This is a genomic window from Paenibacillus sp. GD4 (assembly GCF_030846225.1).
Classification (GTDB): Bacteria; Bacillota; Bacilli; order Paenibacillales; family NBRC-103111; genus Paenibacillus_G; species Paenibacillus_G silviterrae.
This window is the reverse complement of record NZ_JAVCYK010000001.1, coordinates 2961781-2986963: the sequence shown is the minus strand read 5'-3', so window position 1 is coordinate 2986963 and position 25183 is coordinate 2961781. Positions and strand designations below refer to the sequence as shown.

25 protein-coding genes, 1 rRNA gene and 1 pseudogene are annotated in these 25183 nt (G+C 53.0%); 10 read left to right on the top strand and 17 right to left on the bottom strand.

The window, feature by feature from the left end:
• Window positions 1-27: 27 nt before the first annotated feature.
• The 7 genes from RAC89_RS14310 to RAC89_RS14280 all read right to left on the bottom strand — a co-directional run bounded on the left by RAC89_RS14310 (window position 28) and on the right by RAC89_RS14280 (window position 7557).
• Window positions 28-1562: ribosomal RNA gene (locus tag RAC89_RS14310) — 16S ribosomal RNA — on the bottom strand.
• A gap of 322 nt (window positions 1563-1884) precedes the next feature.
• A complete protein-coding gene (locus tag RAC89_RS14305; protein ID WP_306614244.1) occupies window positions 1885-2745 on the bottom strand; it encodes an inositol monophosphatase family protein in 861 nt (286 codons plus the stop codon).
• A 253-nt stretch (window positions 2746-2998) separates the two neighbouring features.
• Window positions 2999-3766 carry an enoyl-ACP reductase FabI gene (fabI, locus tag RAC89_RS14300; protein ID WP_284643765.1) on the bottom strand — a complete coding sequence of 256 codons (768 nt, stop codon included), beginning with the start codon at window positions 3764-3766 and terminating at the stop codon, window positions 2999-3001.
• A gap of 150 nt (window positions 3767-3916) precedes the next feature.
• Window positions 3917-4876 (bottom strand): UV DNA damage repair endonuclease UvsE, encoded by a 960-nt coding sequence (gene uvsE / locus RAC89_RS14295; RefSeq protein ID WP_306614243.1) that lies wholly within the window; start codon window positions 4874-4876, stop codon window positions 3917-3919.
• A gap of 116 nt (window positions 4877-4992) precedes the next feature.
• Window positions 4993-5313 carry a hypothetical protein gene (locus RAC89_RS14290; RefSeq protein WP_306614242.1) on the bottom strand — a complete coding sequence of 107 codons (321 nt, stop codon included), beginning with the start codon at window positions 5311-5313 and terminating at the stop codon, window positions 4993-4995.
• Window positions 5314-5340: 27 nt separating this feature from the next.
• Window positions 5341-6453 (bottom strand): D-alanine--D-alanine ligase, encoded by a 1113-nt coding sequence (locus RAC89_RS14285; RefSeq protein WP_306614240.1) that lies wholly within the window; start codon window positions 6451-6453, stop codon window positions 5341-5343.
• Window positions 6454-6549: 96 nt separating this feature from the next.
• Window positions 6550-7557 (bottom strand): amidase domain-containing protein, encoded by a 1008-nt coding sequence (locus RAC89_RS14280; protein WP_306614238.1) that lies wholly within the window; start codon window positions 7555-7557, stop codon window positions 6550-6552.
• Between the two features lie 281 nt (window positions 7558-7838).
• On the opposite strand from RAC89_RS14280, the gene acnA reads away from it, so the two are divergent.
• Entirely contained in the window at window positions 7839-10547 is a 2709-nt protein-coding gene (gene acnA / locus RAC89_RS14275) for an aconitate hydratase AcnA (protein ID WP_306614237.1), read from the top strand.
• A gap of 221 nt (window positions 10548-10768) precedes the next feature.
• Window positions 10769-11413, top strand: a complete 645-nt coding sequence (locus RAC89_RS14270; RefSeq protein WP_306614235.1) for a class I SAM-dependent methyltransferase — start codon at window positions 10769-10771, stop codon at window positions 11411-11413.
• A 129-nt stretch (window positions 11414-11542) separates the two neighbouring features.
• Here the strand turns inward: RAC89_RS14270 and RAC89_RS14265 are convergent, their stop codons facing one another.
• Window positions 11543-12292 (bottom strand): IclR family transcriptional regulator, encoded by a 750-nt coding sequence (locus tag RAC89_RS14265; protein ID WP_306614233.1) that lies wholly within the window; start codon window positions 12290-12292, stop codon window positions 11543-11545.
• 263 nt (window positions 12293-12555) lie between these two features.
• Between RAC89_RS14265 and RAC89_RS14260 the strand changes: the two genes are divergently transcribed.
• Window positions 12556-13584, top strand: a complete 1029-nt coding sequence (locus tag RAC89_RS14260) for an alpha/beta hydrolase (RefSeq protein ID WP_306614231.1) — start codon at window positions 12556-12558, stop codon at window positions 13582-13584.
• A gap of 112 nt (window positions 13585-13696) precedes the next feature.
• Window positions 13697-14131 (top strand): DUF2935 domain-containing protein, encoded by a 435-nt coding sequence (locus RAC89_RS14255; RefSeq protein ID WP_284643747.1) that lies wholly within the window; start codon window positions 13697-13699, stop codon window positions 14129-14131.
• Between the two features lie 68 nt (window positions 14132-14199).
• Here the strand turns inward: RAC89_RS14255 and folE are convergent, their stop codons facing one another.
• The 9 genes from folE to RAC89_RS14210 all read right to left on the bottom strand — a co-directional run bounded on the left by folE (window position 14200) and on the right by RAC89_RS14210 (window position 19721).
• Complete coding sequence (gene folE, locus RAC89_RS14250) at window positions 14200-14793, bottom strand: GTP cyclohydrolase I FolE (protein WP_284643745.1); 594 nt, start codon at window positions 14791-14793, stop codon at window positions 14200-14202.
• A 77-nt stretch (window positions 14794-14870) separates the two neighbouring features.
• On the bottom strand, window positions 14871-15086 hold the full coding sequence (locus RAC89_RS14245; protein WP_284643744.1) for a YneF family protein: 216 nt from the start codon (window positions 15084-15086) through the stop codon (window positions 14871-14873).
• Window positions 15087-15156: 70 nt separating this feature from the next.
• Window positions 15157-16188 (bottom strand): HD-GYP domain-containing protein, encoded by a 1032-nt coding sequence (locus RAC89_RS14240; RefSeq protein WP_284643742.1) that lies wholly within the window; start codon window positions 16186-16188, stop codon window positions 15157-15159.
• Window positions 16185-16718, bottom strand: a complete 534-nt coding sequence (locus RAC89_RS14235) for a methylated-DNA--[protein]-cysteine S-methyltransferase (RefSeq protein WP_284643740.1) — start codon at window positions 16716-16718, stop codon at window positions 16185-16187. The genes RAC89_RS14240 and RAC89_RS14235 overlap by 4 nt, the downstream gene beginning before the upstream one ends.
• Entirely contained in the window at window positions 16690-17880 is a 1191-nt protein-coding gene (queG, locus tag RAC89_RS14230; RefSeq protein ID WP_306614228.1) for a tRNA epoxyqueuosine(34) reductase QueG, read from the bottom strand. Before queG ends, RAC89_RS14235 begins: the two co-directional genes overlap by 29 nt.
• Window positions 17861-17986, bottom strand: coding sequence for a hypothetical protein (locus tag RAC89_RS14225; protein ID WP_306614226.1), 126 nt, complete (start codon window positions 17984-17986; stop codon window positions 17861-17863). Before RAC89_RS14225 ends, queG begins: the two co-directional genes overlap by 20 nt.
• Window positions 17971-18561: a signal peptidase I gene (gene lepB / locus RAC89_RS14220; RefSeq protein WP_306614224.1), complete on the bottom strand. Its 591-nt coding sequence runs from the start codon at window positions 18559-18561 to the stop codon at window positions 17971-17973. The genes RAC89_RS14225 and lepB overlap by 16 nt, the downstream gene beginning before the upstream one ends.
• Window positions 18558-19124: a DUF402 domain-containing protein gene (locus tag RAC89_RS14215; RefSeq protein ID WP_306614222.1), complete on the bottom strand. Its 567-nt coding sequence runs from the start codon at window positions 19122-19124 to the stop codon at window positions 18558-18560. Before RAC89_RS14215 ends, lepB begins: the two co-directional genes overlap by 4 nt.
• A 159-nt stretch (window positions 19125-19283) precedes the next feature.
• Window positions 19284-19721, bottom strand: a complete 438-nt coding sequence (locus tag RAC89_RS14210) for a GNAT family N-acetyltransferase (RefSeq protein WP_284643734.1) — start codon at window positions 19719-19721, stop codon at window positions 19284-19286.
• Window positions 19722-20054: 333 nt separating this feature from the next.
• On the opposite strand from RAC89_RS14210, the gene RAC89_RS14205 reads away from it, so the two are divergent.
• From RAC89_RS14205 to RAC89_RS14185, 6 genes and pseudogenes are all read left to right on the top strand, one after another.
• Window positions 20055-20672 (top strand): hypothetical protein, encoded by a 618-nt coding sequence (locus RAC89_RS14205; protein ID WP_306614219.1) that lies wholly within the window; start codon window positions 20055-20057, stop codon window positions 20670-20672.
• Window positions 20673-22058: 1386 nt separating this feature from the next.
• Window positions 22059-22259 carry a hypothetical protein gene (locus tag RAC89_RS14200; RefSeq protein ID WP_306614217.1) on the top strand — a complete coding sequence of 67 codons (201 nt, stop codon included), beginning with the start codon at window positions 22059-22061 and terminating at the stop codon, window positions 22257-22259.
• Between the two features lie 110 nt (window positions 22260-22369).
• Window positions 22370-22981, top strand: a pseudogene (locus RAC89_RS14195) (superoxide dismutase); the annotation flags it as partial.
• A 438-nt stretch (window positions 22982-23419) separates the two neighbouring features.
• Window positions 23420-23713 carry a hypothetical protein gene (locus RAC89_RS31720; protein WP_373429938.1) on the top strand — a complete coding sequence of 98 codons (294 nt, stop codon included), beginning with the start codon at window positions 23420-23422 and terminating at the stop codon, window positions 23711-23713.
• Window positions 23638-24288 carry a hypothetical protein gene (locus RAC89_RS14190; protein ID WP_373429937.1) on the top strand — a complete coding sequence of 217 codons (651 nt, stop codon included), beginning with the start codon at window positions 23638-23640 and terminating at the stop codon, window positions 24286-24288. Before RAC89_RS31720 ends, RAC89_RS14190 begins: the two co-directional genes overlap by 76 nt.
• Window positions 24282-25088: a polysaccharide lyase family 8 super-sandwich domain-containing protein gene (locus RAC89_RS14185; RefSeq protein ID WP_306614216.1), complete on the top strand. Its 807-nt coding sequence runs from the start codon at window positions 24282-24284 to the stop codon at window positions 25086-25088. Before RAC89_RS14190 ends, RAC89_RS14185 begins: the two co-directional genes overlap by 7 nt.
• Window positions 25089-25183 lie beyond the last annotated feature (95 nt).

Below are 25183 nucleotides of genomic sequence, written 5' to 3'. Positions count from 1 at the left end.
GGCCTACAGCCATCATGGACTCCATAGAAAGGAGGTGATCCAGCCGCACCTTCCGATACGGCTACCTTGTTACGACTTCACCCCAATCATCTACCCCACCTTCGGCGGCTGGCTCCTTGCGGTTACCCCACCGACTTCGGGTGTTGTAAACTCTCGTGGTGTGACGGGCGGTGTGTACAAGACCCGGGAACGTATTCACCGCGGCATGCTGATCCGCGATTACTAGCAATTCCGACTTCATGCAGGCGAGTTGCAGCCTGCAATCCGAACTGAGACCGGCTTCTAAGGATTCGCTCCGGATCGCTCCTTCGCTGCCCGTTGTACCGGCCATTGTAGTACGTGTGTAGCCCAGGTCATAAGGGGCATGATGATTTGACGTCATCCCCACCTTCCTCCGGTTTGTCACCGGCAGTCACTTCAGAGTGCCCAACCTAATGCTGGCAACTGAAATCAAGGGTTGCGCTCGTTGCGGGACTTAACCCAACATCTCACGACACGAGCTGACGACAACCATGCACCACCTGTCTCCTCTGTCCCGAAGGCCTGCCCTATCTCTAGGACATTCAGAGGGATGTCAAGACCTGGTAAGGTTCTTCGCGTTGCTTCGAATTAAACCACATACTCCACTGCTTGTGCGGGTCCCCGTCAATTCCTTTGAGTTTCACTCTTGCGAGCGTACTCCCCAGGCGGAGTGCTTACTGTGTTTACTTCGGCACCAAGGGTATCGAAACCCCTAACACCTAGCACTCATCGTTTACGGCGTGGACTACCAGGGTATCTAATCCTGTTTGCTCCCCACGCTTTCGCGCCTCAGCGTCAGTTACAGTCCAGAAAGTCGCCTTCGCCACTGGTGTTCCTCCACATCTCTACGCATTTCACCGCTACACGTGGAATTCCACTTTCCTCTCCTGCACTCAAGTCTCCCAGTTTTCAGTGCGAACCAGGGTTGAGCCCTGGGCTTAAACACCAAACTTAAAAGACCGCCTGCGCGCGCTTTACGCCCAATAATTCCGGACAACGCTTGCCCCCTACGTATTACCGCGGCTGCTGGCACGTAGTTAGCCGGGGCTTTCTTCTCAGGTACCGTCATTTCCAGGGCAGTTACTCCCCGGAACGTTCTTCCCTGGCAACAGAGCTTTACGATCCGAAAACCTTCATCACTCACGCGGCGTTGCTCCGTCAGACTTTCGTCCATTGCGGAAGATTCCCTACTGCTGCCTCCCGTAGGAGTCTGGGCCGTGTCTCAGTCCCAGTGTGGCCGATCACCCTCTCAGGTCGGCTACGCATCGTCGCCTTGGTGAGCCGTTACCTCACCAACTAGCTAATGCGCCGCAGGCCCATCTGTAAGCCACAGCTTGCGCCGTGTTTCCAAGCTCCTCCATGCGGAGAAGCCATCTATCCGGTCTTAGCTACCGTTTCCGGTAGTTATCCCAGTCTTACAGGCAGGTTGCCTACGTGTTACTCACCCGTCCGCCGCTAGGGTCCGAAGACCCTCGCTCGACTTGCATGTATTAGGCACGCCGCCAGCGTTCGTCCTGAGCCAGGATCAAACTCTCCAATAAAGTAAAGTTCGACTTGCTCATTCAAAGCTAGCACGAATCCGAAGATTCGTTGTATTTTCACTCTCTCGTTGTTCAGTTTTCAAAGGGCAATGAATTCGCCATTTCGAGCACCGCTCCAAAAGCGACTTTTATAATATATCACATTCACCCAGTTCATTGCAAGTGTTTTTTGAAATTCTTTTTTCATCGAATCCCTCAGCACTTGAAGAACTTGTCCGGCTCAAACGGCCGGAAGAACAATATAGCATGTTTCAAAATAGAATGCAAGCACAAAATGAAATTAAAAAACAACAGGAAGCCGAAGAGGCTTCCTGTAACATTTTTAAAGAGGAACTGACGTTACTTCGTTTAACTGCTCAAGCAGCTCGGAATGAATCCGAGTATTGCTGGCCGCCACGTCTCTGACCTCGAGCGAATATGGCTTCCCATGTATATCGGTTACCTGTCCGCCCGCCTCTTGAATGATCAAGGCTCCGGCGGCGATATCCCATGAATTCAGCCCAATTTCCCAAAACCCGCTTAATCTTCCTGCAGCTACATAGGAAAGGTGTAATGCAGCCGAGCCGGCCACACGCAAATTACGTACCTTCGAGCTCAAGGCTTGGATCCCGGCAAGATTCATGGGGAGCGCACGTTCGCGGTCAGCGGGTAGACCTGTAGCAATCAGGCTGTCTTTCAGCTTTTCCTCCGAGGAAACCTGAATACGTCTTCCCTTCAGATAAGCGCCCTTCCCCTTCTCAGCAACAAACAGTTCATTATGAATCGGGTTGTAAACAACTCCCGTAACCACTTCGCCTCGATGCGCCAATGCAATGGATACGGAGAAGAAAGGAAAGCCGTGAACAAAGTTAGTCGTACCGTCAAGCGGATCGACAATCCAGAGATACTCGGCATCCTTCATCTGGCGCAGGGCTTGCTCGGAAGCAGCCGGGCCCGGCTCAACGCCTTCCTCGCCTAATATGGTATGGTGCGGGAAGTGAGTATGAATTAAATTACGAATCATCATTTCAGCGCCCTTATCCACTTCCGTAACCAGATCGTGCGATGAATATTTGGTAGAAAGGCTCTGATAATCGCCAAGCTTGCTTTGGATCCATTCTCCCGCCTTCGACGCGGTATTAATGGCTACGGCAGTGAAGCTCTTGCCTCCCACCGAAAATGATTGCGATTCTTCACTAGCCAATCCAATCAACTCTCTTCCTAAAAATCAGTCATCTTATGTAACTCAAGTATAATCAATTATACGCCGGAAAAGCCATGGGGTTTCGCTACAAAAATAATTAGAATTCAGCCTCATTTTTGATGCACATTGTCTATATTAGCCCGCCGAAAATTGTGATATAGTTAAATTTAGTTCATTTTATCCCTAAACATTGCTAAAGACGCCGGGTCTTTCAAGGACCCGGCGTCTTTTGATATAAGCTGGAAAGCTAAAACTACACACCGACGATGTGATAGCCGTTATCTACATAGATGACCTCGCCCGTAATCCCCCGGGACAGGTTGCTCATCAGGAAGAGAGCCGTATCCCCAACCTCGGCGACTTCGGTCGTGCGACGCATCGGCGCTTTCTCTTCAACGGTTTTCAAGATGGAGTTAAAGTCCTTGATCCCCTTAGCGGCCAGTGTACGAATAGGCCCTGCAGAAATGGCATTCACACGAATATTAAATTGTCCCAAATCCGAAGCCAAATACCGCACGCTTGCTTCGAGCGCCGCCTTAGCAACTCCCATGACATTGTAGTTCTTCATAGCGCGTTCCGCTCCGAGATAAGTCATTGTCATGATGCTGCCGCCTTCCGTCATAAGCGGATACAGCTTCTGAGCTACGGCTACGAGTGAATAAGCGCTGATATCGTGAGCCAGAGCAAAGCCTTCACGGGATGTGCCGACGAACAGGCCTTCGAGCTCTTCCGTTTTGGCAAAGGCGATGCTGTGTACAATGCCGTGAAGCACACCGCACTGCTCACGAAGCGTTTCCGCTAATCGGTCAATGTCCTCGTCAACCGTCACATTGCAAGGAAGGATCGAGGAATTCGGAATTGTCTCCGCCAGCTTGCGAACACGCTCTTCCACACGCTCGCTTTCATATGTAAATACTAAACGGGCACCCTGGCTAGCCAAGGATTGAGCGATGGCCCAAGCGATGCTGCGGTCATTGGCAACACCCATAACCAATATATTTTTACCTTGTACCAAATTCATCTTCAACCGTTCCCCTCTCCATGAAAAAATGCTGTGTTGCTTGTCCGATGGTTCCTTCCTCAAAGTACCCCATTTTACCGAATATTTCAAGTAAAAGGAAAGGATTATTTATCGTCAAAAACCGCGCGGTTTCTCGACAAAAATCAGTTCCTACAGCTCAAATGAAGCTTGCGTGAGCAACGTTACTCCCTGTTCTCCTTGCAGATCCTCCATCAGCTTGAATAATGCTTCATCCTTCTTCTTTGCCTCCAGCATCATATCGAGCCTCGGAGTTACCGGAGCGATCTCACGCAAAAAACTCATTAGAGGCTCTATCTCAATAAAGTCTGCATGAGCTCTGACGTCTTTATCGCTTTTGGGGCTGGAGATATGGATCTTCGGCGGCAGCCCCGTTTCCTGCCAGGTTGCTTGAATTCGTGGCCACAGCTCAACCGGTGATTCCCCGGTATTGTTTACTTGATGGTGATGAATATCTAGCACCATCGGGACGCCGATCGCCTCGCAAACCTCAAGCGTTTCTGACGCCGTGAATGTTTTGTCGTCATTTTCCAGTGTCACTCTTTCTTTAATCCGTCCAGGCAGCTCGGTAAAGTTAGCAATAAAGCGTGCACGGGCCGTTTCCTTGTTACCATACGTACCGCCGATATGAATATTACATTTTGCCGTTATATCCAGTCCCATCGCTTCCAGCATATTTACATGCCGGTCAAGGTCCTCGCGGGAATGCCGCAAAACGTCAGCCCGCGGCGTACTCAGCACCGTAAAGTGATCGGGATGAAAGCTGAGCCTCATCCGATGCTCTTTGGCGTATGTGCCCAGCTCGGCGAAAGCCTCAGCCAAGACGGGAAACGGATCCCATCCGGCAAGCAACTCATGCCCCATAAGCGGAATCAGCTTCGAGGACATGCGATACATCTCAACATCGTGGGCGCGGTTATGCCGAAGCAGCCGAAGCGTATTATGTATGTTCTCCGCAGCAATACGTTCGAGCTTGCGGACGGCCGCTTCGCGGTCATCCAGCTTGGCGAAGTTGGTTGCGGTCATAGTCTTGGATGGAGACGCGTTGGCAACGATGGTGGACATGGCAACATAACCAAGACGAACGATCATGAACGTCACGCTCCCATATTGTGTCGGATTGGCTCATCCCTGCTTAGGCTTCCCTCGAAAGAAAAAAGCATCCCCTCTCCCGCCAACGGGAAAGGGAATGCTTCGTTTTTAGACATTTAAGCTTGCTGTTCTCCGAAAAACATTTCGTGTGCCAGAGCCGTTTGAATCCTGGCTTCTTCGTCGGTCAGCTTGCGGACCAGCTCCATCTCCACTTGCGTTACCTCTTCACCTTGAAAGTTAATCTCGGCGATCGAAGCAAGAATTTTTACAATCGCGATTGCTTTATTGTCGGGGGTATAAGCGAAGACCTTTTGTCCCGTCGGAAAGACGCGAAAGCCGCTTTTGACCATTTTGCCACGGCCGTACTCCAGCAGCTCATAAAGCTCCTGTTCGGATTTGAATTTGCATACGGAATTGAATTCAGTTTGAAAACCCATCGTTCTTTGCTCCTCCAGACTTACGTTCTAGGGCAAATCGAAAGAATAAACCAAGCCTTGCTTATCGGCATGGCGTTGAAGCGCCAGTCGGATCAGATCATCAAGCAGCTCCCGGTAAGGCTTGCCGCTCTCCTGCCATAACAGCGGGTACATACTGAACGGGGTAAATCCGGGCATCGTGTTGATTTCATTAATGAATATCTTGTTATCATCCTTGCGAAGGAAGAAATCCAAACGGGACAGTCCCGTTCCATCTACCGCTAGATAGGCGCGAATGGCCAAATCGCGGATTTGGTCGCTTAGCTCCGGAGATATCTCAGCCGGAATGATCATCGCGGATTTGCCGTCGATGTATTTTGCTTTGTAATCGTAGAATTCATTCGAAGAAACGATCTCGCCGACAACGGAGGCTTGCGGCTCCTCATTACCGAGCACGGCAACCTCCACTTCTCTGGCATTGATAAACTCCTCCACAATGACCTTGCGATCATATTGGAACGCCAGTCGAATGGCCTCGATCAGCTCGTCGCGGTTTCTCGCCTTGCTGATCCCAACGCTGGAGCCCAGATTCGCCGGCTTTACGAAGCAAGGGTACCCGATGGAGATCTCGATTTCCATTAGGAAGTAGGCATTGTCCTTCTCCCATTGGCTGCGTGTAAAATGGCGGAATACGCACTGCGGAAGCCCCTCCTGGGCAAAAACCTTCTTCATCATCACCTTGTCCATGCCAACGGCCGATGCCAGCACACCTGCGCCCACATAAGGGATGTTAGCCATTTCCAGAAGCCCCTGGATCGTGCCGTCTTCTCCGAAGGTTCCATGAAGCAGTGGAAACACAACATCTACCGCCGCTTTGTTACCTTCAGCCGCAGCCTCTTGAACCGTACCAAAGAACGGTTGAAGAGCGAACGAGCCTTCCTGCTGAGCCTGGTCGGCGAAGGTCAGTGCCGCTGCGGATGGCGCCGGGCCGGTCAGGGCAGGACCCGTACGCCATTCGCCATGTTTCGTTATGTAAAAAGGCTGTACCTCATATTTGTTTAAATCAAATGCTTTGGTTACAGCAAGCGCCGTTTGCAACGAAACCTCATGCTCTCCGGACTTGCCGCCGTAGATCAAGCCTACGCGTATCTTATCGCTCATAGCAACCTCCGATGATGATCTGTAGTAAGGGATAGCTCCTTATGCATGCCGGACATGCAAATAGTAAAGCTTAAAGATGGATGAAAAGCGAAGTGGCTACATGGATTCTACAATATGAAGGAAACGATATTGTGTGCGCTCCGACCAGGAAGGCGAGTCTCGGTAGCTCCAGAATCGGTGCTTGCTGTTCGTCGTATGAGCGTTCACCAGCGGCATGCCGTTCGCATCCTTGGCGGTTATGATGGTGTTGTGCTGAAAGGTTCCGTCTCCGTTCCAGTCGTAACAGATGACGTCGCCCAGCTCAAGCTGCTCCGGCGAAGCGACTTCTTCCGCCCGGAGCCCTGTGCGGCTTCGCAGCAAATAATACAGCAGACTGTTGGCTACAGCCCAGCTGTAGCTCCAATGCTCTTGCCCGCCGAAGCGGCCTTTGTACCACCAGCCCGAATCCCTTCTACCAGTATAGTTCATCGCCGCCCCCCCTGCATAGAGGCACTGGGACACAAAATTCGTGCAGTCCACCTCGAAGGTGATGTAGTCCGGGTTACCTTTGTCCCACCAGGCATCGGCGTAAGCAACGGCCGCTGCGCGGTTATAACGAGCGCGAGGGGCCCACGGCTGAACCTGGGGATTCAGCAAGGGACTTGAAGGAAGACGCATCGGCGCAGTCGCATGAAAGGCTTCATCAGCCTGCAGCAGACCTCCGTCTGACGGCAGCGTTATGAGTGATCGCTCGGTTTGGAGAGGCTCGATTCGAACAATATCCCAGCCATCTTCTTCCGGCCGCAGCGTAATCCGCTCCCATTCGACTCGCTGCTCCGACAGCTCTTCCTGCGCTTGAACGCCTACGGAGCTGCAGACCAGCTTAATATCGGCTGTAACCTGATCTTCCCTTTCAGCAAACCTTTGAACGGATAGTCGGGTTTCCTTTTTCGTTGGAGTGATCCCCCGGGCTTGATCCATAGCGCACTTGCGCCGAAGTCTGTCAGCCTCTTTATTCAAATAATTGTGATCACTTACGAACGGCAGCACGGATTCGACGGAATATTCCATGTCCAACTGATTTCGATGGTGAACGTAATTATACAAGGCGTTTTTCCAAGACATGAATAAGCCCCCCTATAAGCATAGAGACAGATGAACCACCGGCGAAAAGAAAAAGGCATACGGACGGAGGTTTCCATTCTTATCCTTATGACAGCCCGATGATAAAAATGAACGAAATCCACCTTTACGAATGGACGTCGCAGCAGTATACTATGTATAGAGTTACTTAATGAAATCGTGTTTCACAGAATGGAACAAGACGAGTTCAAACCGAATCCGTTTGCGGCATTTACATTAAGGTAAATGACTAACCGCACTATTAAAAGGAGGAACAGCGACCCATGTCCAGACAAGACCAGTTTTCGGTCCGCAAAGAGCTGTCGGTTGGCAACAAATCGTTCAACTACTACAGCTTGCCTGCATTTGAAGAGCAGGGCAACGGCAAGATCAGCAACCTGCCTTTCTCCATCAAGGTATTGCTCGAGGCGGCGCTTCGTCAATTCGACGGCCGTGCCATCACCCAAGAGCATGTGAAGCAAATTGCCAACTGGGCGTCCGACCGCGATGCCAACAAAGAAATTCCTTTTATCCCTGCACGTATCGTGCTTCAAGACTTTACCGGTGTACCGGTTGTCGTTGACCTTGCAGCGATGAGAGATACCATGAAGCGCGCCGGCGGAGATCCGAAGCGAATCAACCCGCTTGTTCCGGTTGACCTTGTTATCGACCACTCCGTTATGGTTGATGCTTTCGGTTCCTCCTCCGCTCTGGAAGAAAACATCGAGCTTGAGTTCCAACGCAACGAAGAGCGCTACCGTTTCCTTCGCTGGGCTCAAACGGCGTTCGATAACTTCCGTGCGGTTCCGCCGTCAACAGGTATCGTTCACCAGGTAAACCTGGAGTATCTCGCTTCCGTAGCAGCTACCAAGCTGGTAGACGGCGCGACAGAAGTATATCCTGACTCTCTGGTAGGTACAGACTCCCATACGACGATGATCAACGGTCTCGGTATCGTCGGCTGGGGCGTAGGCGGTATCGAGGCGGAAGCAGGTATGCTTGGCCAGCCGCTGTACTTTGTAACTCCTGAAGTTATCGGCTTCAAGCTGACAGGTACGCTTGCTGAAGGCGCAACCGCTACCGACCTTGCTTTGACGGTTACCCAAATGCTTCGTAAGAAGGGCGTTGTAGGTAAATTCGTTGAGTTCTACGGTCCTGGTTTGAGCAACATCAGCCTGGCTGACCGTGCGACAGTTGCCAACATGGCTCCTGAGTACGGCGCAACAATCGGCTTCTTCCCGGTTGACAGCGAGTCCCTGAACTATCTCAGAGGCACAGGCCGCGACGAAGAGCAAATCGCTCTGGTTGAGGCTTACTATAAAGCACAAGGCATGTTCCGTACCGACGAAACTCCGGATCCTGTGTTCACTGATGTGATCGAGCTGGATCTGGCAACGGTAGTACCGAGCTTGGCCGGTCCTAAGCGTCCTCAAGACCGCGTAGAGCTGACGAACATGAAGGAATCCTTCAATTCCATCATCCGTACCCCGATCGACAAAGGCGGCTACGGTCTGACAGAAGAGAAGATCGCCGAATTCGTAGATGTGAAGCATCCGAACGGCGAAACCAGCAAGATGGGCACCGGCGCGGTAGTTATCGCGGCGATCACTTCTTGTACGAACACTTCCAACCCAAGCGTTATGATCGGTGCCGGTTTGGTGGCTAAGAAAGCCGTTGAGCGCGGTTTGATGAAGCCGGGCTATGTGAAGAGCAGCTTGACGCCAGGTTCCCTGGTGGTTACCGAGTATCTGCAAAAAGCGGGCTTGATTGAGCCGCTCGAAGCTCTCGGCTTCCACGTAGCAGGCTACGGCTGCGCAACCTGTATCGGTAACTCCGGTCCGCTTCCGGAAGAAGTCAGCGCAGCCATCGCGGACAATGACATGACGGTTGCAGCTGTATTGTCGGGTAACCGGAACTTCGAAGGCCGCGTACACGCTCAAGTTAAAGCAAACTACCTGGCATCTCCTCCGCTGGTTGTTGCTTACGCTCTGGCAGGTACGGTGAACATCGATCTGGCCAACGATCCAATCGGCCACGACCAGCAAGGTCAGCCGGTGTACCTGAAGGACATCTGGCCGACATCCAAGGAAGTTCAAGATGCTATGGCTTCCGCTATGAGCGCTGACATCTACCGTGCGAAGTACTCTAACGTATTCCGTGCGAATGAGCGCTGGAACGCTATCGACGTACCGGAAGGCGATCTGTACGAGTGGGATAACAGCTCCACTTACATTCAGAACCCGCCGTTCTTCACGAACCTTGGCTCCGATCTGAACGATATCGCTGATATCCGCGGCGCTAAGACACTTGCCCTGCTGGGTGATTCCGTAACTACGGACCACATCTCCCCTGCAGGTAACATCAAGGTTGACAGCCCTGCCGGTAAGTATCTGATCGAGCATGGCGTGAAGAAGGAAGACTTCAACTCCTACGGTTCCCGTCGCGGTAACCACGAAGTGATGATGCGCGGTACTTTCGCGAATATCCGGATCCGTAACCAAGTAGCACCTGGCACGGAAGGCGGCGTAACTACTTACCTGCCTACCGGTGAAGTCGAGTCGATCTACGATGCTTCCATGAAGTATCAAGAAAACGGCACGAACCTTGTCGTTATCGCAGGAAAAGAGTACGGTACAGGCTCCTCCCGCGACTGGGCAGCAAAAGGTACTTTCCTGCTCGGCGTGAAAGCCGTCATCGCTGAAAGCTTCGAGCGTATTCACCGCTCCAACCTCGTAGGCATGGGCGTGCTTCCGCTGCAGTTCCTGGAAGGCCAAAGCTGGAAGACTCTTGGTCTGACCGGCCGCGAAGCGTTCGACATCACCGGTCTGAGCAACGATGTACAGCCTGGTCAGAAGGTGACTGTAACGGCTACGCGTGAAGACGGCACCAGCTTCAGCTTCGAAGCGCTCGTTCGTCTGGACAGCTTCGTTGATGTGGACTACTACCGTAACGGCGGTATTCTGCAAACGGTATTGCGTCAAATCATGGCTTAATTTTATCGATTCAAATAGAGCCGCTTTACGAGCCCCTAGTCTCTTGTCCATACAAGAGGCCAGGGGCTTTTTGCCTAAGCTGCGGGTAAGCGTCGACACGGATCTCTATAAAAATATAAAACTTCCATAAAATGTAGTTGATCCTACTAGAAATGACAATTTTTGAGTGATATGATGGTAAATGATTGGTAAATAGGATAGATATGACAGGAGGGCGTGTCTTGATTAATTTTTGGGACCAGGTAAATCCGGGGGATTTTCTGCAAGGGGAAATCGAAGGCTACGATAAGCCGGTTCGGCAGCTGTATCGAACGATTTTGTCCCGTCTATCGGTGGACGATATGCTGGAGGTCGGCTGCGGACCGGGGGTAGATTATATCGGGGCAGCGGTTACTTGTCCGGAGATCCGTTACACAGGCGTTGATTATACGGAGCAAATGATCGAGCATTGCCGCGCCAGCTTTCCGAAGGGAACGTTCCTCCAAGGCAATATTTTCGACCTTCCTTTCCAAGACGGTGAATTCAGTTTGGTTTACTGCAAGGATGTACTGAATCATCTGGACAATTGGGCAGCGGCCTTTCAAGAGCTGGTTCGCGTAAGCAACCGTTATGTATTGGTCAACTTCTTCGACGGACTCGGGGCTACAACCAAGAGTATTCGTACCGAATGCGAAGGCGGCTATATCGATCATTTCTATGACTGGAACGAAGTGATGACCACCCTGACTGCACTCCGGCCGGCGTCCATGACCATCCATACGGTGGTTTGCCCTCCGAATGGAGAGGAGACGATGATCCTGTTCGAAAAGAACAGCACAGCTCTAGAGGCTGTGACGGAAAGACTTACGGCGGTAGGTGCCAGGTAAATAAAAGCATTCCATATTTCCTCCCCGGGGCTGAAGCCGCGGGGAGTTTTCGCTGTATGCAAAAAAGCCCGTAAGTGCCGAGAGTGCCGCACCGTTCACAGCACGCTCAGACCTAGGAGCCTTTTGGAGTTACTTCACCATTTTCCCCATCCGACGAGCTGCTTCCATTAGCAGCGGAGCATGCTCGCGCATCAGCTCCGGAGTCAGCCGGTTCGACGGCCCCGATACCGCGAGCGCAGCCACAAGGCGATGCGCCCGGTTAAAGATCGGCGCAGCCACGGCGGCCGCGCCCGGCTCGCGCTCTTCCACGCTGGTCGCGAAGCCGAGCGAGCGAACCTCCTCCAGCTGCTGGCGATAAGCCGCAGCAGCATCTCCCTCCGCCTTCGGCCAAGCCGGATCCTGCAGCAGTGCCTGCTGCACCTCCGGCTCCGCGAAGGCGACGAGCACTTTGCTCGACGCGCCGACATACAGCGGCAGTCTTGCCCCAATCGGAGCAACGCGGCGAATCGCCTGGTTGCTCTGCACGGCCTGTACGCGAACACGCTCCATCCCGTCGCGCACGTACAGGCTGACGGTCTCGCCGAGCTGATCGCGCAGCCGCTCCATCTCCGGGAGGAGCAGCAGCTCGGGGTCATCGCTGTGCGACAAGTTCGCGGAGAGCTCCCAGATGCGGAAGCCCAGCCGATACCGCTCGGATGCCGGGTCCCGGATGATGAAGCCCTTCCCTTCCAAAGAGGCCAGCAGCCGATGAACCGTACTTTTGTGCAAACCTACGCGGGAAGCGATTTCCGTTAAGCTGAGGTCCTCCGACTCCGCAAAGCAAAGCAAGATATCCAGCGCCCGCTCCACAGCGCGCACCGTTAGTTTGCCGTCCTCCATGTATTCCATCTCCCGAAAAAGAGTTTCACTAGTTGAAATCTATTATACCGGATTTCATGCAAATTGCCTACCGTCCCCCGCATAATTGGATACAATCCCCTGCAGTATTACAGAATGATTACAAGCAGTTTACATTTTTCGCGGCTGATTGACGGTATCCCCCGCCGCATCTTACTATAGAAATAGAAGGAACTCACTTGAACGGCACGCACTTAAGCGACAGAGGCAGGACCTTCGACTCATCATGATAAGGGGGGACCTCTATGGATTCGAACTCGTACACTCCCGTCACTCTTCAAAACCCAACCGTTGAAACCGCTGTCAAACGCATATCACTTGCCCGGCGTTATCGAGCTTGGCTTCTGGCCCTGTTCTCCCTACTGCTCGCACTTTCCAGCTTAGTGCTGGGCTTCCATGCTTACATCGCGTGGACGCTGGCGAGACCCCATATCGATCCGCTGACCTCCAATCCGGCCTTAGCCTTCGGCGCGGCTTATGAGGATATTCAGTTCCCGAGCAGGGATGAGGCTTCCCGATTGGACGGCTGGTACATTCCGGCAGCAGCTGCAGGAGGAGCGGCAGCCTCCAAAATCACCGTCATCTTCTCGCATGGCTACGGCGGAAACCGAGAGGAGATCTGGGTGCCGATCTACGATCTGGCCAAGGCCGCCAAAAACCAAGGCTACAATGTGCTCATGTTCGATTACGGCTTCGTTCAATCGGAGCTCGGTGTGACCGGAGGACTGCGCGAATCCCAGGAGCTGCTCGGAGCGATCGACTATGCCAAGGAACGCGGCGCGGAGAAGATCTTCATCTGGGGCTTTTCCATGGGAGCCGGAACGGCACTACAAGCAGCGCTGCAAACCAGAGAGATCGACGGCATGATCCTCGACAGCACCTTCATTCTGGAGCCAGCTACGCTATACCACAACATGAAGCAGGTAGCCAATCTTCCTAAGCTGTCTCAACCGCTTGTTCATTTCTTTTTCCCGCTGATCAACGGGGTGAGCCTGAACCAAATCCCATATGATAAAGTGAAGGAAACACAGTATTCGATGCCGATCTTCTTCATTCATGGAAAGAAGGATCTGAAGGCCCCTTACGAAATTGCCGAAGAAATTTTCCACAATCAGAAGGCCGATTCGGGCTCGCAGCTATGGCTGTCCGACAAAGACTATCATGAGCTGATTTATCGCGGTCAGAAACGGAGCTACCTTCAAATGACGACAGGCTTCCTCCGTACTCTGGCGACAAGCCCTGCGAAAAATATTTCCAATTCCGGCGGCCGCTAACCCCGGAAGGAACATAGGACCCAAGCCTCCCTGAATACAATGTCTCGTAGCCGTTCGTTCTTCACAAAACCGCGAGACAAGTACAAGTATTCACAGGGAGGTTTTTTCATTTATGCTATATGTCTATGGAGCACTAATGCCGCTTCGGGTGCTGGAGGAAATCCGCTTCTGGAAGATGCAGGAACGAGAGCACACCGTTGTCATCCGTACGCTTGTCCCTAACCTGGAACCCGCATATGCAGCCTTGCTGGAAAAATGGGAGCAGGTCTTCGCTCAGACCGAAACCGCAGCTCAGCAATGGATCGAGGCCGTGCTTAGGGCCTCGGCCCCGATCAGTCCGGCCGTACATAACCAAATTCAAGAGCTTCTGAGGGTATCTATGGCTCAATCCCAGCAGTTTATCCACCAGCTGTATGCCCTTCTTGCCCAAAGCGCTCCCATCCAGGCCAATCCGGTCATCGAGACCGTCATGCTGCATATCATCCGGGAATCCGAATATTTCTTGGGCGTGCTGCAAGCCGTGCAAAGCGACCAGACCCCTTGTTAGCTCCCACCCTGTAACAACAAAGCCCATCGAAGTCTACCGTCAAGGTAGATTTCCATGGGCTTTTCTGTTTAATTTTCACGAATTAAGGATAAAAATTCCGAACGAGCCGGCGCATCCGTACGGAATACACCACGTACCGCTGACGTTACGGTCTTGCTGCCGTACTTCTTTACTCCCCGTGCGCACATGCAAAGGTGTTCGCCTGTGACGACAACCATACACCCGTGCGGTGTCAGCTCTTCTTCAATAATGTCGGCCAGCTCCGATGTAATTCTCTCTTGTACCTGCAAACGACGTGTAACCGCTTCGACCAGCCGGGCGAACTTGCTAAGACCTGCGATCTTGCCGCTCGGAATGTAGCCAATATGCACCTTGCCGAAGAACGGCGCCATGTGGTGCTCGCACTGGCTGTAGTATACGATATCCTTGACGATAACGAGCTCCTCATGCTTCTCGTCGAATGCTACGCCTAGAATATCCTTCACATTAGCGTCATACCCTGCGAAAATTTCCTCATACATCCGTGTTACCCGAGCGGGCGTTTCCAGCAAGCCCTCCCGATCCACATCCTCGCCGATCAAGCGCAAAATCTCGCGAACGTGGTGCTCAATCTGCTCCCTGTTCTCCTGTACGCGGCTATTCTTGTAATCTTTGGCCGGCATGCTTTCCCCTCCTCCTTAAGCTCCTCTCCGGCCGACTTAACGCCAGCCGAAAGAGCGATCCGCACCGCAATGCCAAATTACGGGCGGAATTTCTGCTTTTTCATCGCTTGCTGCATCTTGTTCATCTGCTGTTTATTCAAGTTGTAACCCATCTGCTTCGCCATCTGCTGCAGCATCTCCGGGTTATTCTGCATGTTCTCGATTTGTTTACGCAAGTAGTAGACGCCGATAAAAAAGCCGCCAACGCCACCTGCAATGAGTGCCAGCAAGCCTGTAATGATGTAACCCCACATATGTCCTTCACTCCTGGTGCCAAGATTTTCCTAATTCATCATACCATGTCCATAGATTGGATACAAACCATTAAAGCATAACGCTGTCGATAAATATAGTATTATGTTTTGCCAAATCGACTTCCTTCACTTCCAGTTGTCCTTCTGCGTCCTGCTTCACGATCCGCACGACAGGGCGTCCCGGCAAGCCGCGATGCTGCCCGACGACAACACCGGTTTCCTTGGTCGACAGGCGAACGGACGCACCGGTCGGATAAACCGACACGATGCGTAAGAACTGAATGACAATCTCGCGGTCCAGCTTCTTGCCGGCCAGCGCCATCAGATGCTCGCACGCTTCATGAGGCATCATACGGTTGCCGCTTTGTCCATCGTACAGCAAATTGTCGTAGGTATTGGCTACAGCAACTATTCTTGCATATAGATGGATATCGTCGCCGCGGAGACGCCTTGGAAGCCCCTCTCCGTCCATCGTCTCATGATGTTGAAAAGCCACATGAGCGATGAGCAGATTCAGCTCACGTTTATTTTTGATCACCTCAAAGCCGCGCCAGGTATGGTGCTTCTTCAAATCCCCCGCTTCATCATCTGTGATGTTCTCGAGCTTCCCTACATCATGCATCAGGGCGCCGATCGCCAGCTCACGAATCTGCGGAACGGGCAGCCCCATATTGATGCCGATGAGGGTAGACATCATACATACATTCATGGCGTGGACGTACATAAGGTTATCCTTCGTGCGGATATCGGACAGCTGAACGAGCACGTCTTTGTTTTTCATAATCTCATCCAGCAGGTTATCTACGCTGAGCGCAATATGCTTCGTGTTAAAATCCTTGCCTGAACGGATGGACTCGAAGCTTTGGCACATTTGCTGAATGACCGCCCGCTTGGTTTCCTCCGAAACAAGATCGACAATCTCGACATCGTCAAAGCTTGGATCCTTAATATACACCATGGTTACGCCAATGCGCTTCAACGTGGTGATCATGAATACCGTCAGCTGAACGCCCTCAGAGAGCAGCACGGAGCCGTTGGCGGAGAAGATCGTTTTCCCCAGGAGCTGACCCGGTTCCACTGTCTCGATGTGTACATACTTCATACCGGAAATCCCTCCAGCTGTAATAAAAAGGTTTTGATCTGCAGCCCGCCGCCGTATCCAACCATGGCACCGCTTGCCCCGATCACCCGGTGGCAGGGCACGATGATGGGCACCGGATTGTTATGGTTCGCCCCTCCTACCGCACGTACCGCTTTGGGCGCATCGATTCGATAGCCGATATCCCGGTAGGAGCAGGCCTGTCCATAAGGAATGTCCATCAGTGCCTGCCATACCTTCTGCTGGAATGTCGTCCCTCGCAGCTCCAAAGGCAGGTCAAAGGAGGTCCGGATACCGGCAAAATACTCCCTCAGCTGCTCGGCGGCCGGCGCCAGGTGCCCGGGGTCATGCCGCCATTCGGTCTCCCCGTACCAGCGCTTCGACCATGCTCTAAGCTTGTCCTCCGCCTCATGGAAGGCACCGAACTCGATCTGGCACAGCTTCGCAGAAGCTCCCTCCCCAACCATACCTAGCGTCAACGGACCGATGGGCGAATCCATTTCGTCATACTTCAGCAGAGCCAACGTGATCATCCTTCCGTTCCCTTAACTTCATCCGCGCCTTCTCTACCTCGCGGCGAGCGGCGTCATCGCGCTCGTGCTCCCGGGCGGCGTCCAGCGCTTCCAACGCCGCTTCGCCTCCTATACGGCCCAATGCCCATGCGGCCGTGCCGCGAATCTCGGGACGCTCGTCCCGCCGCAGCAGCTCTGCCAGCTGCGGTACCGCTGTGGCGTCCCGGAAGTTGCCCAGCGCGAGGATCGCGTTGCGCTGGATCGGCTTCTTGCCGCGCCATGACGCGGCACTTGAGCCGAACCGCTCCTTGAACTCGCGGTTCGACATCTCCAGCAGCGGCTTCAGAAGCGGCTTGACCTGCTCCGGATCGGGCTGCAGCTCCGGATGATGGTCAAAGTGAATGCCCTTGTTCTTCGGACAGACGATCTGGCATGTATCGCAGCCGTACAGGCGATTGCCGATCTTCTCCTTCAGCTTATCGTCCTCGATGATGCCCTTCGTCTGCGTCAGGTACGATACGCACCGCTGGGCATTCAATTGACCGGGACCGACGAGCGCATCGGTCGGACAAGCGTCGATGCAAATCGTGCAATCGCCGCAGCTTTCCAGCACTGGCTGATCCGGAGGAAAGGGCAGGTTCGTGATCATCTCGCCGAGATAGACCCATGAGCCGAACTCCGGCGTAATCACGGAGCAGTTCTTGCCTACCCAGCCGATGCCCGCCCTCTCGGCTACAGCCCGGTCCACTAGAGCCCCGGTGTCGACCATGCTGGCCAACCGGGCATCCGGCACCCGCGCATGAATCCAATCGGCCAGCCGCTCCAAGCGATTGCGCAGCACATGATGGTAATCCGTTCCCCATGCTGAGCGGGACAACATCCCGCGGTAGGCCCCCGGCTCGGAACGCGGGGGATCCTTCAGCTTCGAGGGATAGGCGACAGCAATCGACACAATCGAGCGGGGCTCCGCCAACGTAAGCGACGGATCCACCCGCTTCTCGATATCCCGCTCCTCGAAGCCGGATTCAAAACCCTTGGCCCGATGCTTCAGCAGGATGCCCTTCAGTTCCGTGAACGGGTCTGCGGCGGCAAACCCGATCTTATCGATACCCAGCTGAGGCGCCGCCTCTTTAAGCTCGCTTTTTAACTTCCCCCAATCGATGTCATGCTCTGTTCTGCTCATTGTTCACCTCGCCGCGCCGGTAAGCGGGCCCTCCTCCTGTTCCTGCCTTGTCCGACCTCCCCATTCGCAACTCCCGCGTTTGTTTACTGCCTATAATCGGCTCCATTTGGCCAAAGGCCATACAATCCATTCCGCTCTGCCCTCGATCTGGCCTACGGGCACAGGACCGAAGCTGCGGCTGTCATGACTTGCACTGCGATGGCGGTTATCCCCCATGACGAATACCGTTCCTTCCATCACCGTCAACGGCTCAAACCGTCCGTCTTCAATCGGCGAATCGATGTAGCTTTCCTTCACCTCTACTCCGTTGACAAGAAGCTTGCCGCGGATAATTTGCACCTCATCCCCGCCTACCGCCACAACTCGCTTCACTAGATATGGATGCGGCGAGTCCATCCCCGAAGGATCCCGGACTACGACAATATCACCGCGCTCCGGCGTACCTAGGTATTGGATCGTCTTGTTAATGAACAGCCATTCGCCCTCCGTAAGCGTCGGCTCCATCGAGGTTCCCTTCACCGTAGACAGATGAAACCCGTATTGGTGAAGCAGGATAATGACCGTCATGGCGACGACCACTGCTTTAATCCAATCCCAAACCTCCAGCAGCAATCCCGGCTCGGCCTGATCCTCCGTCTTATGAGTCTTCGGCTCCGCTCCGTCGGACAGCGGTGCGCTCACAACAATTCACCGTCCTTGCGATCTTTCCATCGCTCCCATTCCGCGTAATAACGCAGCACCTCTTGATCCTGAAAAGGCGCTGCGCCGCGCTGTAGCCGCTCAAGCAGAGTCTCCATCCCCTGCTTGACGAGCGTATCGACAGCTTGGGAATAATGGTAGCTTATTTTGTGACGCTCGTATTCCTCTTGGTCGACCACGTGCACATCCCCGCTGGGCATGCGAATGACGTCCAGATCATAATCGATATAGGTGATGACTTTGCCGTTGACATAAGGAGGGGAGGCGATATTACAGTAATACCTTACGCCGTTCTCTTCAATCAGCGCCACCACATTGAACCACAGCTTTGGGATAAAAAAAGACACGCCGGGAATGCGGCTTACCCATTCCTTCCCGTCGGCCTCCACGATTTTCGTCTGGCTGTTGATGAAGACAAGCATCGACTGCTCCCGGTGATCCTTGTGCAGAAGGGATTCCGGGACCAGCCAATTTTCCAGCCACATTCGATGCAAATGGCCGTCGTGCTTGAAGCTTTTGATGATATGTGCGGAAAAAGTAGCCATCGCTCGCCCTGACCCTTCTACAGTCTCTTTGTTCTAGAATAAACGTATGTTGCTTCGCTTTCAAGCAAAAACAAAAAAAGCATAACGACGAAAGCGATCTGGGAAGGTCGATGTTCGTGTCTATGCTTAGGATTACCATTCAATATGTAGAATTATAGATCAGCCGCCCACAATGCTCAGCCGATGCGCTGCTCTGGAGAAATCGTTCGGTTGATAGCCGGCCTTCTCATAAACAGGCAGGATCATCTCGTTATGCACATCCACGGTTACCATAATGCGTCTTACCTTACGTTGCTCGAAGCGTCCCCGTAAGCTCTCGATAAGCGACTTCCCGATTCCCCGGCGCTGATAATCCTTATCTACGGCAATACGGTAAAAATAACCGTTCTGATTGTCGATGGTGCCTACGATGACGCCGGTAATCCGGTCACCTTCTTGAGCAACCATCACAAGCTCGCTATCCCAAGATAATTGCCGAGCGAATGCAGCCATCGTTTCTTCGTAGCATTCTTCCGACAATGTCTTGCTAAATAGCTCCGTAACGGAAACATAATCGGAAAGTTGAAAGGACCGAACCTGATATGTGCTCACCTGCATGATGGTCTCTCCCCGCAGCATAAAGTTTGGTATTAGTTAAAAATACGACAAATTTCACAAAATTCCTGCTGAAATTTTAAGATTTCTTTAAATTTCTGCAAAAAACCTCAGAAATTTGTTGAAAGCGCTTTTTATGAAGCGTTTTCATGCTGTTTGCGTGCATTTGCTACGTTTTTATGCGGTTTTCCTTATTACATTTTTATATGCAGTGAATGCGAGAGCGATGCCTTTTTTTGCAAGCCGATGTCCGCCTCCCTTTCTACCCTTGAAACATTGCAGGGTCGATGTGCGTATTAAGAGTATCCTTAGCAATCATGGATTGGAGCGAAACGTATGGAAAAGGAGACTTCCTCAGGGACCGGCAGATCGGCTGCAATCGTAAGCTTATTTCTGGCAACGGCCTTAACGGCGGGCTGCGCACCGGCTCCGAAGCCGGCTGTTCCCTCCCCTGTACCCTTGCCTCCCGCGGCGGTTAAAGCGGACCCAACACCGGGCGGAATCCCCCCCGCAGACGCTTGCCGGGATGACGATCAGGATAACCGCTGTGATGATGACGGCATCGATATCGACCGCAGCGGCGGGACTTATATTTATAATGGAATGACCTATTATCGTCGAGGCAGCGGCTTTTCGTCGGGAGGGGCAGCTGTTCGGCAGCCTGCGACTACGACGTTACCGCCAAGCAGCGGCAGCGGTGCGGGCGTAAGCAGTGGTACCGCGCCGGGTGGGACGGCTTCGAAGCCGGATGCGGCTCCTGCCACGAGCGCGCGGACGGGAACGTTCACACAGAATGGAGGATCGAGCAGCACTGCAGGGGGAAGCAGCACGTCTTCATCCTCTGTGTCATCCTCCAGTACATCACGGTCGTCAAGCTCCAGCAGCGGGATTTCCTCCGGCACCTCGTCTTCGCACGGGGGAATCGGCAGCTCCGGCACGAGCAGCAGCAGCTAGCGGCGTTGAACTGGAGGTATGGCGGTAAGCGCGCTTGCATGGGCGGTTGTAAGGTTGATTTTACGCGGCGTGGCAATACGTAAGCACACCAATGAACGGAAGAATGGACGCCCTGCGGAGGGCCGGATAATGGCAGTTTTGCCACTGCACGGGCGAAATCGCACCTCCACGGCTTCTCTAATCGCACATTTGCAATAATCTGGACCGGGGACACCTTCTCTCCTCCCGGGAGGGCCCTATAATCGCAGTTCTGCCACTGCACGGGCGAAATCGCACTCCCCGGGTATCTCTAATCGCACATTTGCAATAATCTGGACCGGGGACACCTTCTTTCCTCCCGGGAGGGCCGGATAATGGCAGTTCTGCCGGCACGGGCGAAATTGCACCCCCACGGCTTCTCTAATCGCACATTTGCGATAATCGGGTTCGGGCACACCATCCTTCCTCTCGGGAGGGCCGGATAATGGCAGTTCTGCCACTGCACGGGCGAAATCGCACCTCCACGGCTTCTCTAATCGCACATTTGCGATAATCGGGACCGGGGACACCTTCTTTCCTCCCGGGAGGGCCGGATAATGGCAGTTTTGCCACTGCACGGGCGAAATCGCACTCCCGCGGCATCCGTAATCGCACATTTGCGATAATCGGGACCGGGGACACCTTCTTTCCTCCCGGGAGGGCCGGATAATGGCAGTTCTGCCGGCGCACGGGCGAAATTGCACCCCCACGGCTTCTCTAATCGCACATTTGCGATAATCGGGTTCGGGCACACCATCCTTCCTCTCGGGAGGGCCGGATAATGGCAGTTCTGCCACTGCACGGGCGAAATCGCACCTCCACGGCTTCTCTAATCGCACATTTGCGATAATCGGGACCGGGGACACCTTCTTTCCTCCCGGGAGGGCCGGATAATGGCAGTTTTGCCACTGCACGGGCGAAATCGCACTCCCGCGGCATCCGTAATCGCACATTTGCGATAATCGGGACCGGGGACACCTTCTTTCCTCCCGGGAGGGCCGGATAATGGCAGTTCTGCCGGCCGCACGGGCGAAATTGCACCCCCACGGCTTCTCTAATCGCACATTTGCGATAATCGGGACCGGGGACACCTTCTTTCCTCCCGGGAGGGCCGGATAATGGCAGTTCTGCCACTGCGCGAGCGAGATCGCACCTCCACGGCTTCTCTAATCGCACATTTGCGATAATCGGGACCGGGGACACCTTCTTTCCTCCCGGGAGGGCCGGACTAAATCCCGTACGAGTCACTGTATAGTGTATTAACAGCTACTGTGACCCGAACGGGCTTTTTCCCGTATAAAATCATACCTCTAGAGGGAATATAATCCGGGTGTGAGATTAAGCAGGCCCGGGAAAGGAGGTAGTTACATGCCGAACAATAAGGAGCAGGTCCGTTCCATTAATGAGCTTCATACGCACCAGTATTCCGAATGGACCTCGGAGGAGCTTCACTACCATCAGCGTGTGATGAGCGATATGTCTCCTTGGCTGAATGCGCAAGGGACGGCCATGCTGAATCAGATCATCACCGAGATCGAGGACCGCGGACCCGGAGTCCATAACCAATAACCTGCCGCTTTGCTACACTCGGTTACTTTTTATACATACATGTTGATTTTATATAAAAAATCAGCGATAATGTAGAGGAAATTACATATTTCTAGGAGGTTTTTCAAGCCATGGCACATCAATTACCGCCACTGCCTTACGCGAACAATGCACTGGAGCCACACATCGATGAAATGACAATGATGATTCACCACGATCGTCACCACAATGCATATGTAACGAACCTGAATGCGGCGCTGGAATCCGCTCCTGAACTGCAAAACAAGAGCGTTGAAGAACTGATTGCCGACCTGAACAGCGTGCCTGAGGGCATCCGTACTGCCGTTCGCAACAACGGCGGCGGCCACGCGAACCACTCCCTCTTCTGGGAAACGATCGGTCCTAACGGCGGCGGCGCTCCTACAGGCAAGCTGGCTGATGCGATCAATAACGAGCTCGGCGGCTTCGATAAATTCAAAGAGGATTTCGCTAAAGCAGGCGCAACTCGTTTCGGCTCCGGCTGGGCGTTCCTCGCAGTAACGAAAGAAGGTAAGCTGAAGGTATACAGCCTGCCTAACCAAGACAGCCCGATCATGGAAGGCGAGACGCCAATCCTTGGTTTGGATGTATGGGAGCATGCATACTACCTGAAATATCAAAACAAGCGTCCTGACTACATCGTCGCATTCTGGAACGTTGTGAACTGGGCTGAAGTAGGCAAGCGTTACGAAGAAGACTGTAAGACAAGACTCCAGACTTATGTAAATATAAGCCCCTCGTCCAAGCTGGCACCGAATTCCACCGGTGCCAGCTTGTTTTTGTTTTCTTTGAATCAATCTCCTCATTTGATGATGTTATTAAAAATTGAAGATTTACATGTTATCGGTTGTATCGCTACAGTAAGTACGTGCGATGTTCGGTGAATCGCATGACAAAATCCAAGATAAAAAGGAGGAATCGGATAATGAATCGAAAAGCAATCATGATTGTAAGCGTTTTACTTGCATTCACGCGCTAGTTGGCTTGTTCCCGTTCACTGAATCCATGCGGTCTCTGCTTCCGAGAATGATGTGGTCGTATGATCTATTGCGTTCGAATTGGAGCGATTTACTGACCGGCGGCAATCAGATTGATCAGAACGATCCGGGCATTGTCGCGCTATTGCTTCCCTTGCTTCTCAAGTGTCCAATCCGGAGGAAACCGGCCTATGGGATACGATGAATCTTACGACTGAGCGAACCGGTATATGGAATGATTTGTCCAGCACGAGTATATCCTCTCACATCACCGGCACATATTCTCGTCTGCGTGTAATGGCAAAGGCATATGCGACCCCCGGGTCGTCATTGTATCGTAACGCAAACCAGCGCAAAGCGATATTATCGGAGCTTTGGAATGGATGTATGCGAACCGCTACAACGAGAACAGCAGAAAGTACGATAACTGGTTCGATTGGGAACTGGGAAGCCCGATGAACCTGAACGATATCATGGTCATGATGTACGATACGCTGACAGCCGAACAGATTGAACGGTTCAGCCGCCCGATCCCTGTATTTTCACCCGGGATCCTAAGTTCGGATACGGGCGCCAACCATGTCTGGAGGGCCACGGTGCTCGCTTTGTACGGAACTCTGACAAAACGTGTGGAAAGTCTCGAGACAGCACGCGACGGACTGAGTCAAGTATTTATGTATGTAGCCGAGGGCGACGGGTTTTATGAGGACGGGTCGTTTATCCAACACAACAAGCATCCTTATAACGGAGGCTACGGCCGAGCATTGCTCGATTCCATAGCAAACATTTTTGTTTTGTTGAAGGGCACTCCATGGGAAGTGACGGACCCGAACAAACAAAACGTATATCGCTGGGTTACAGATTCCTTTGAGCCGCTGATCTACGACGGCGCTTTTATGGACATGGTACGCGGAAGGGAAGTAGCCCGGTCCCAGCTTCAGGATAATGCCGCCGACAATTCGGCGATTCTTGCCATCCTAAAGCTGTCGAATGCGACTTCTTCTGCAGAGCGACTGACCCTGCGCGGATGGTGAAGCGATGGATCTCCATCGATCCGGATTACTATTACTCCAGCGACAACGTGAATTTTCTTATACATGTAAAAGCACTGATGGCCGGTACGGCAATGACTGCCGCCGACGATTTGATCACGCATAAGGTTTTTCCGTCCATGGACCGCATCGTGCATCATCGCCCGGATTTTGGCGTGGGCTTAAGCCTTTCCTCTAATCGCACCTATAAATACGAGTCCATTAATAACGAGAACCTGAAGGGCTGGTATACTTCCGATGGTATGCTGTATTTATACAATAGAGATCAGGACCATTACAGCGAGGGATACTGGGCGACGGTCAATCCATATCGGCTTCCGGGAACCACTGTGGACACAAGACCCCGTTCCGCCCAATCGATTCCTTGGGGCTCAGACTACGTTCCCGTTAACAGATGGGCTCGCGGAGCTTCATTGGATAACAAATACGGTGTATCCGGCTTGGACCTGGATGCTTACGGAAGCGATCTGGCGGCGAAGAAATCATGGTTTATGTTTGATGATGAAATCGTAGCTCTAGGGGCGGGAATCACAAGCCAGGAAAATGTAACCGTCGAAACCATCGTCGAAAATCGGCGGCTGAATTCCTCCGGCGGCAACGTCTTAACGATCGACGGCACGGAGAAGCCGAGTGAAATGGACTGGTCGGAGACCATGCCCTCCGTGCAGTGGGCTCATTTGGCCGGAAGCTCGCCGGAAGCCGGGATCGGGTATTATTTTCCGAAAAGGGCGGACCTCAATGGGGCGCGCGCGAGCGCGAACAGGTGCTTGGAGCGATATTAACCGGAACTCCGGAAGCCCGCATGACCGATAACAAACCATTATGTGAATCTATGGCTGGATCACGGCATCAATCCAAATCAGTCAGACTATTCCTA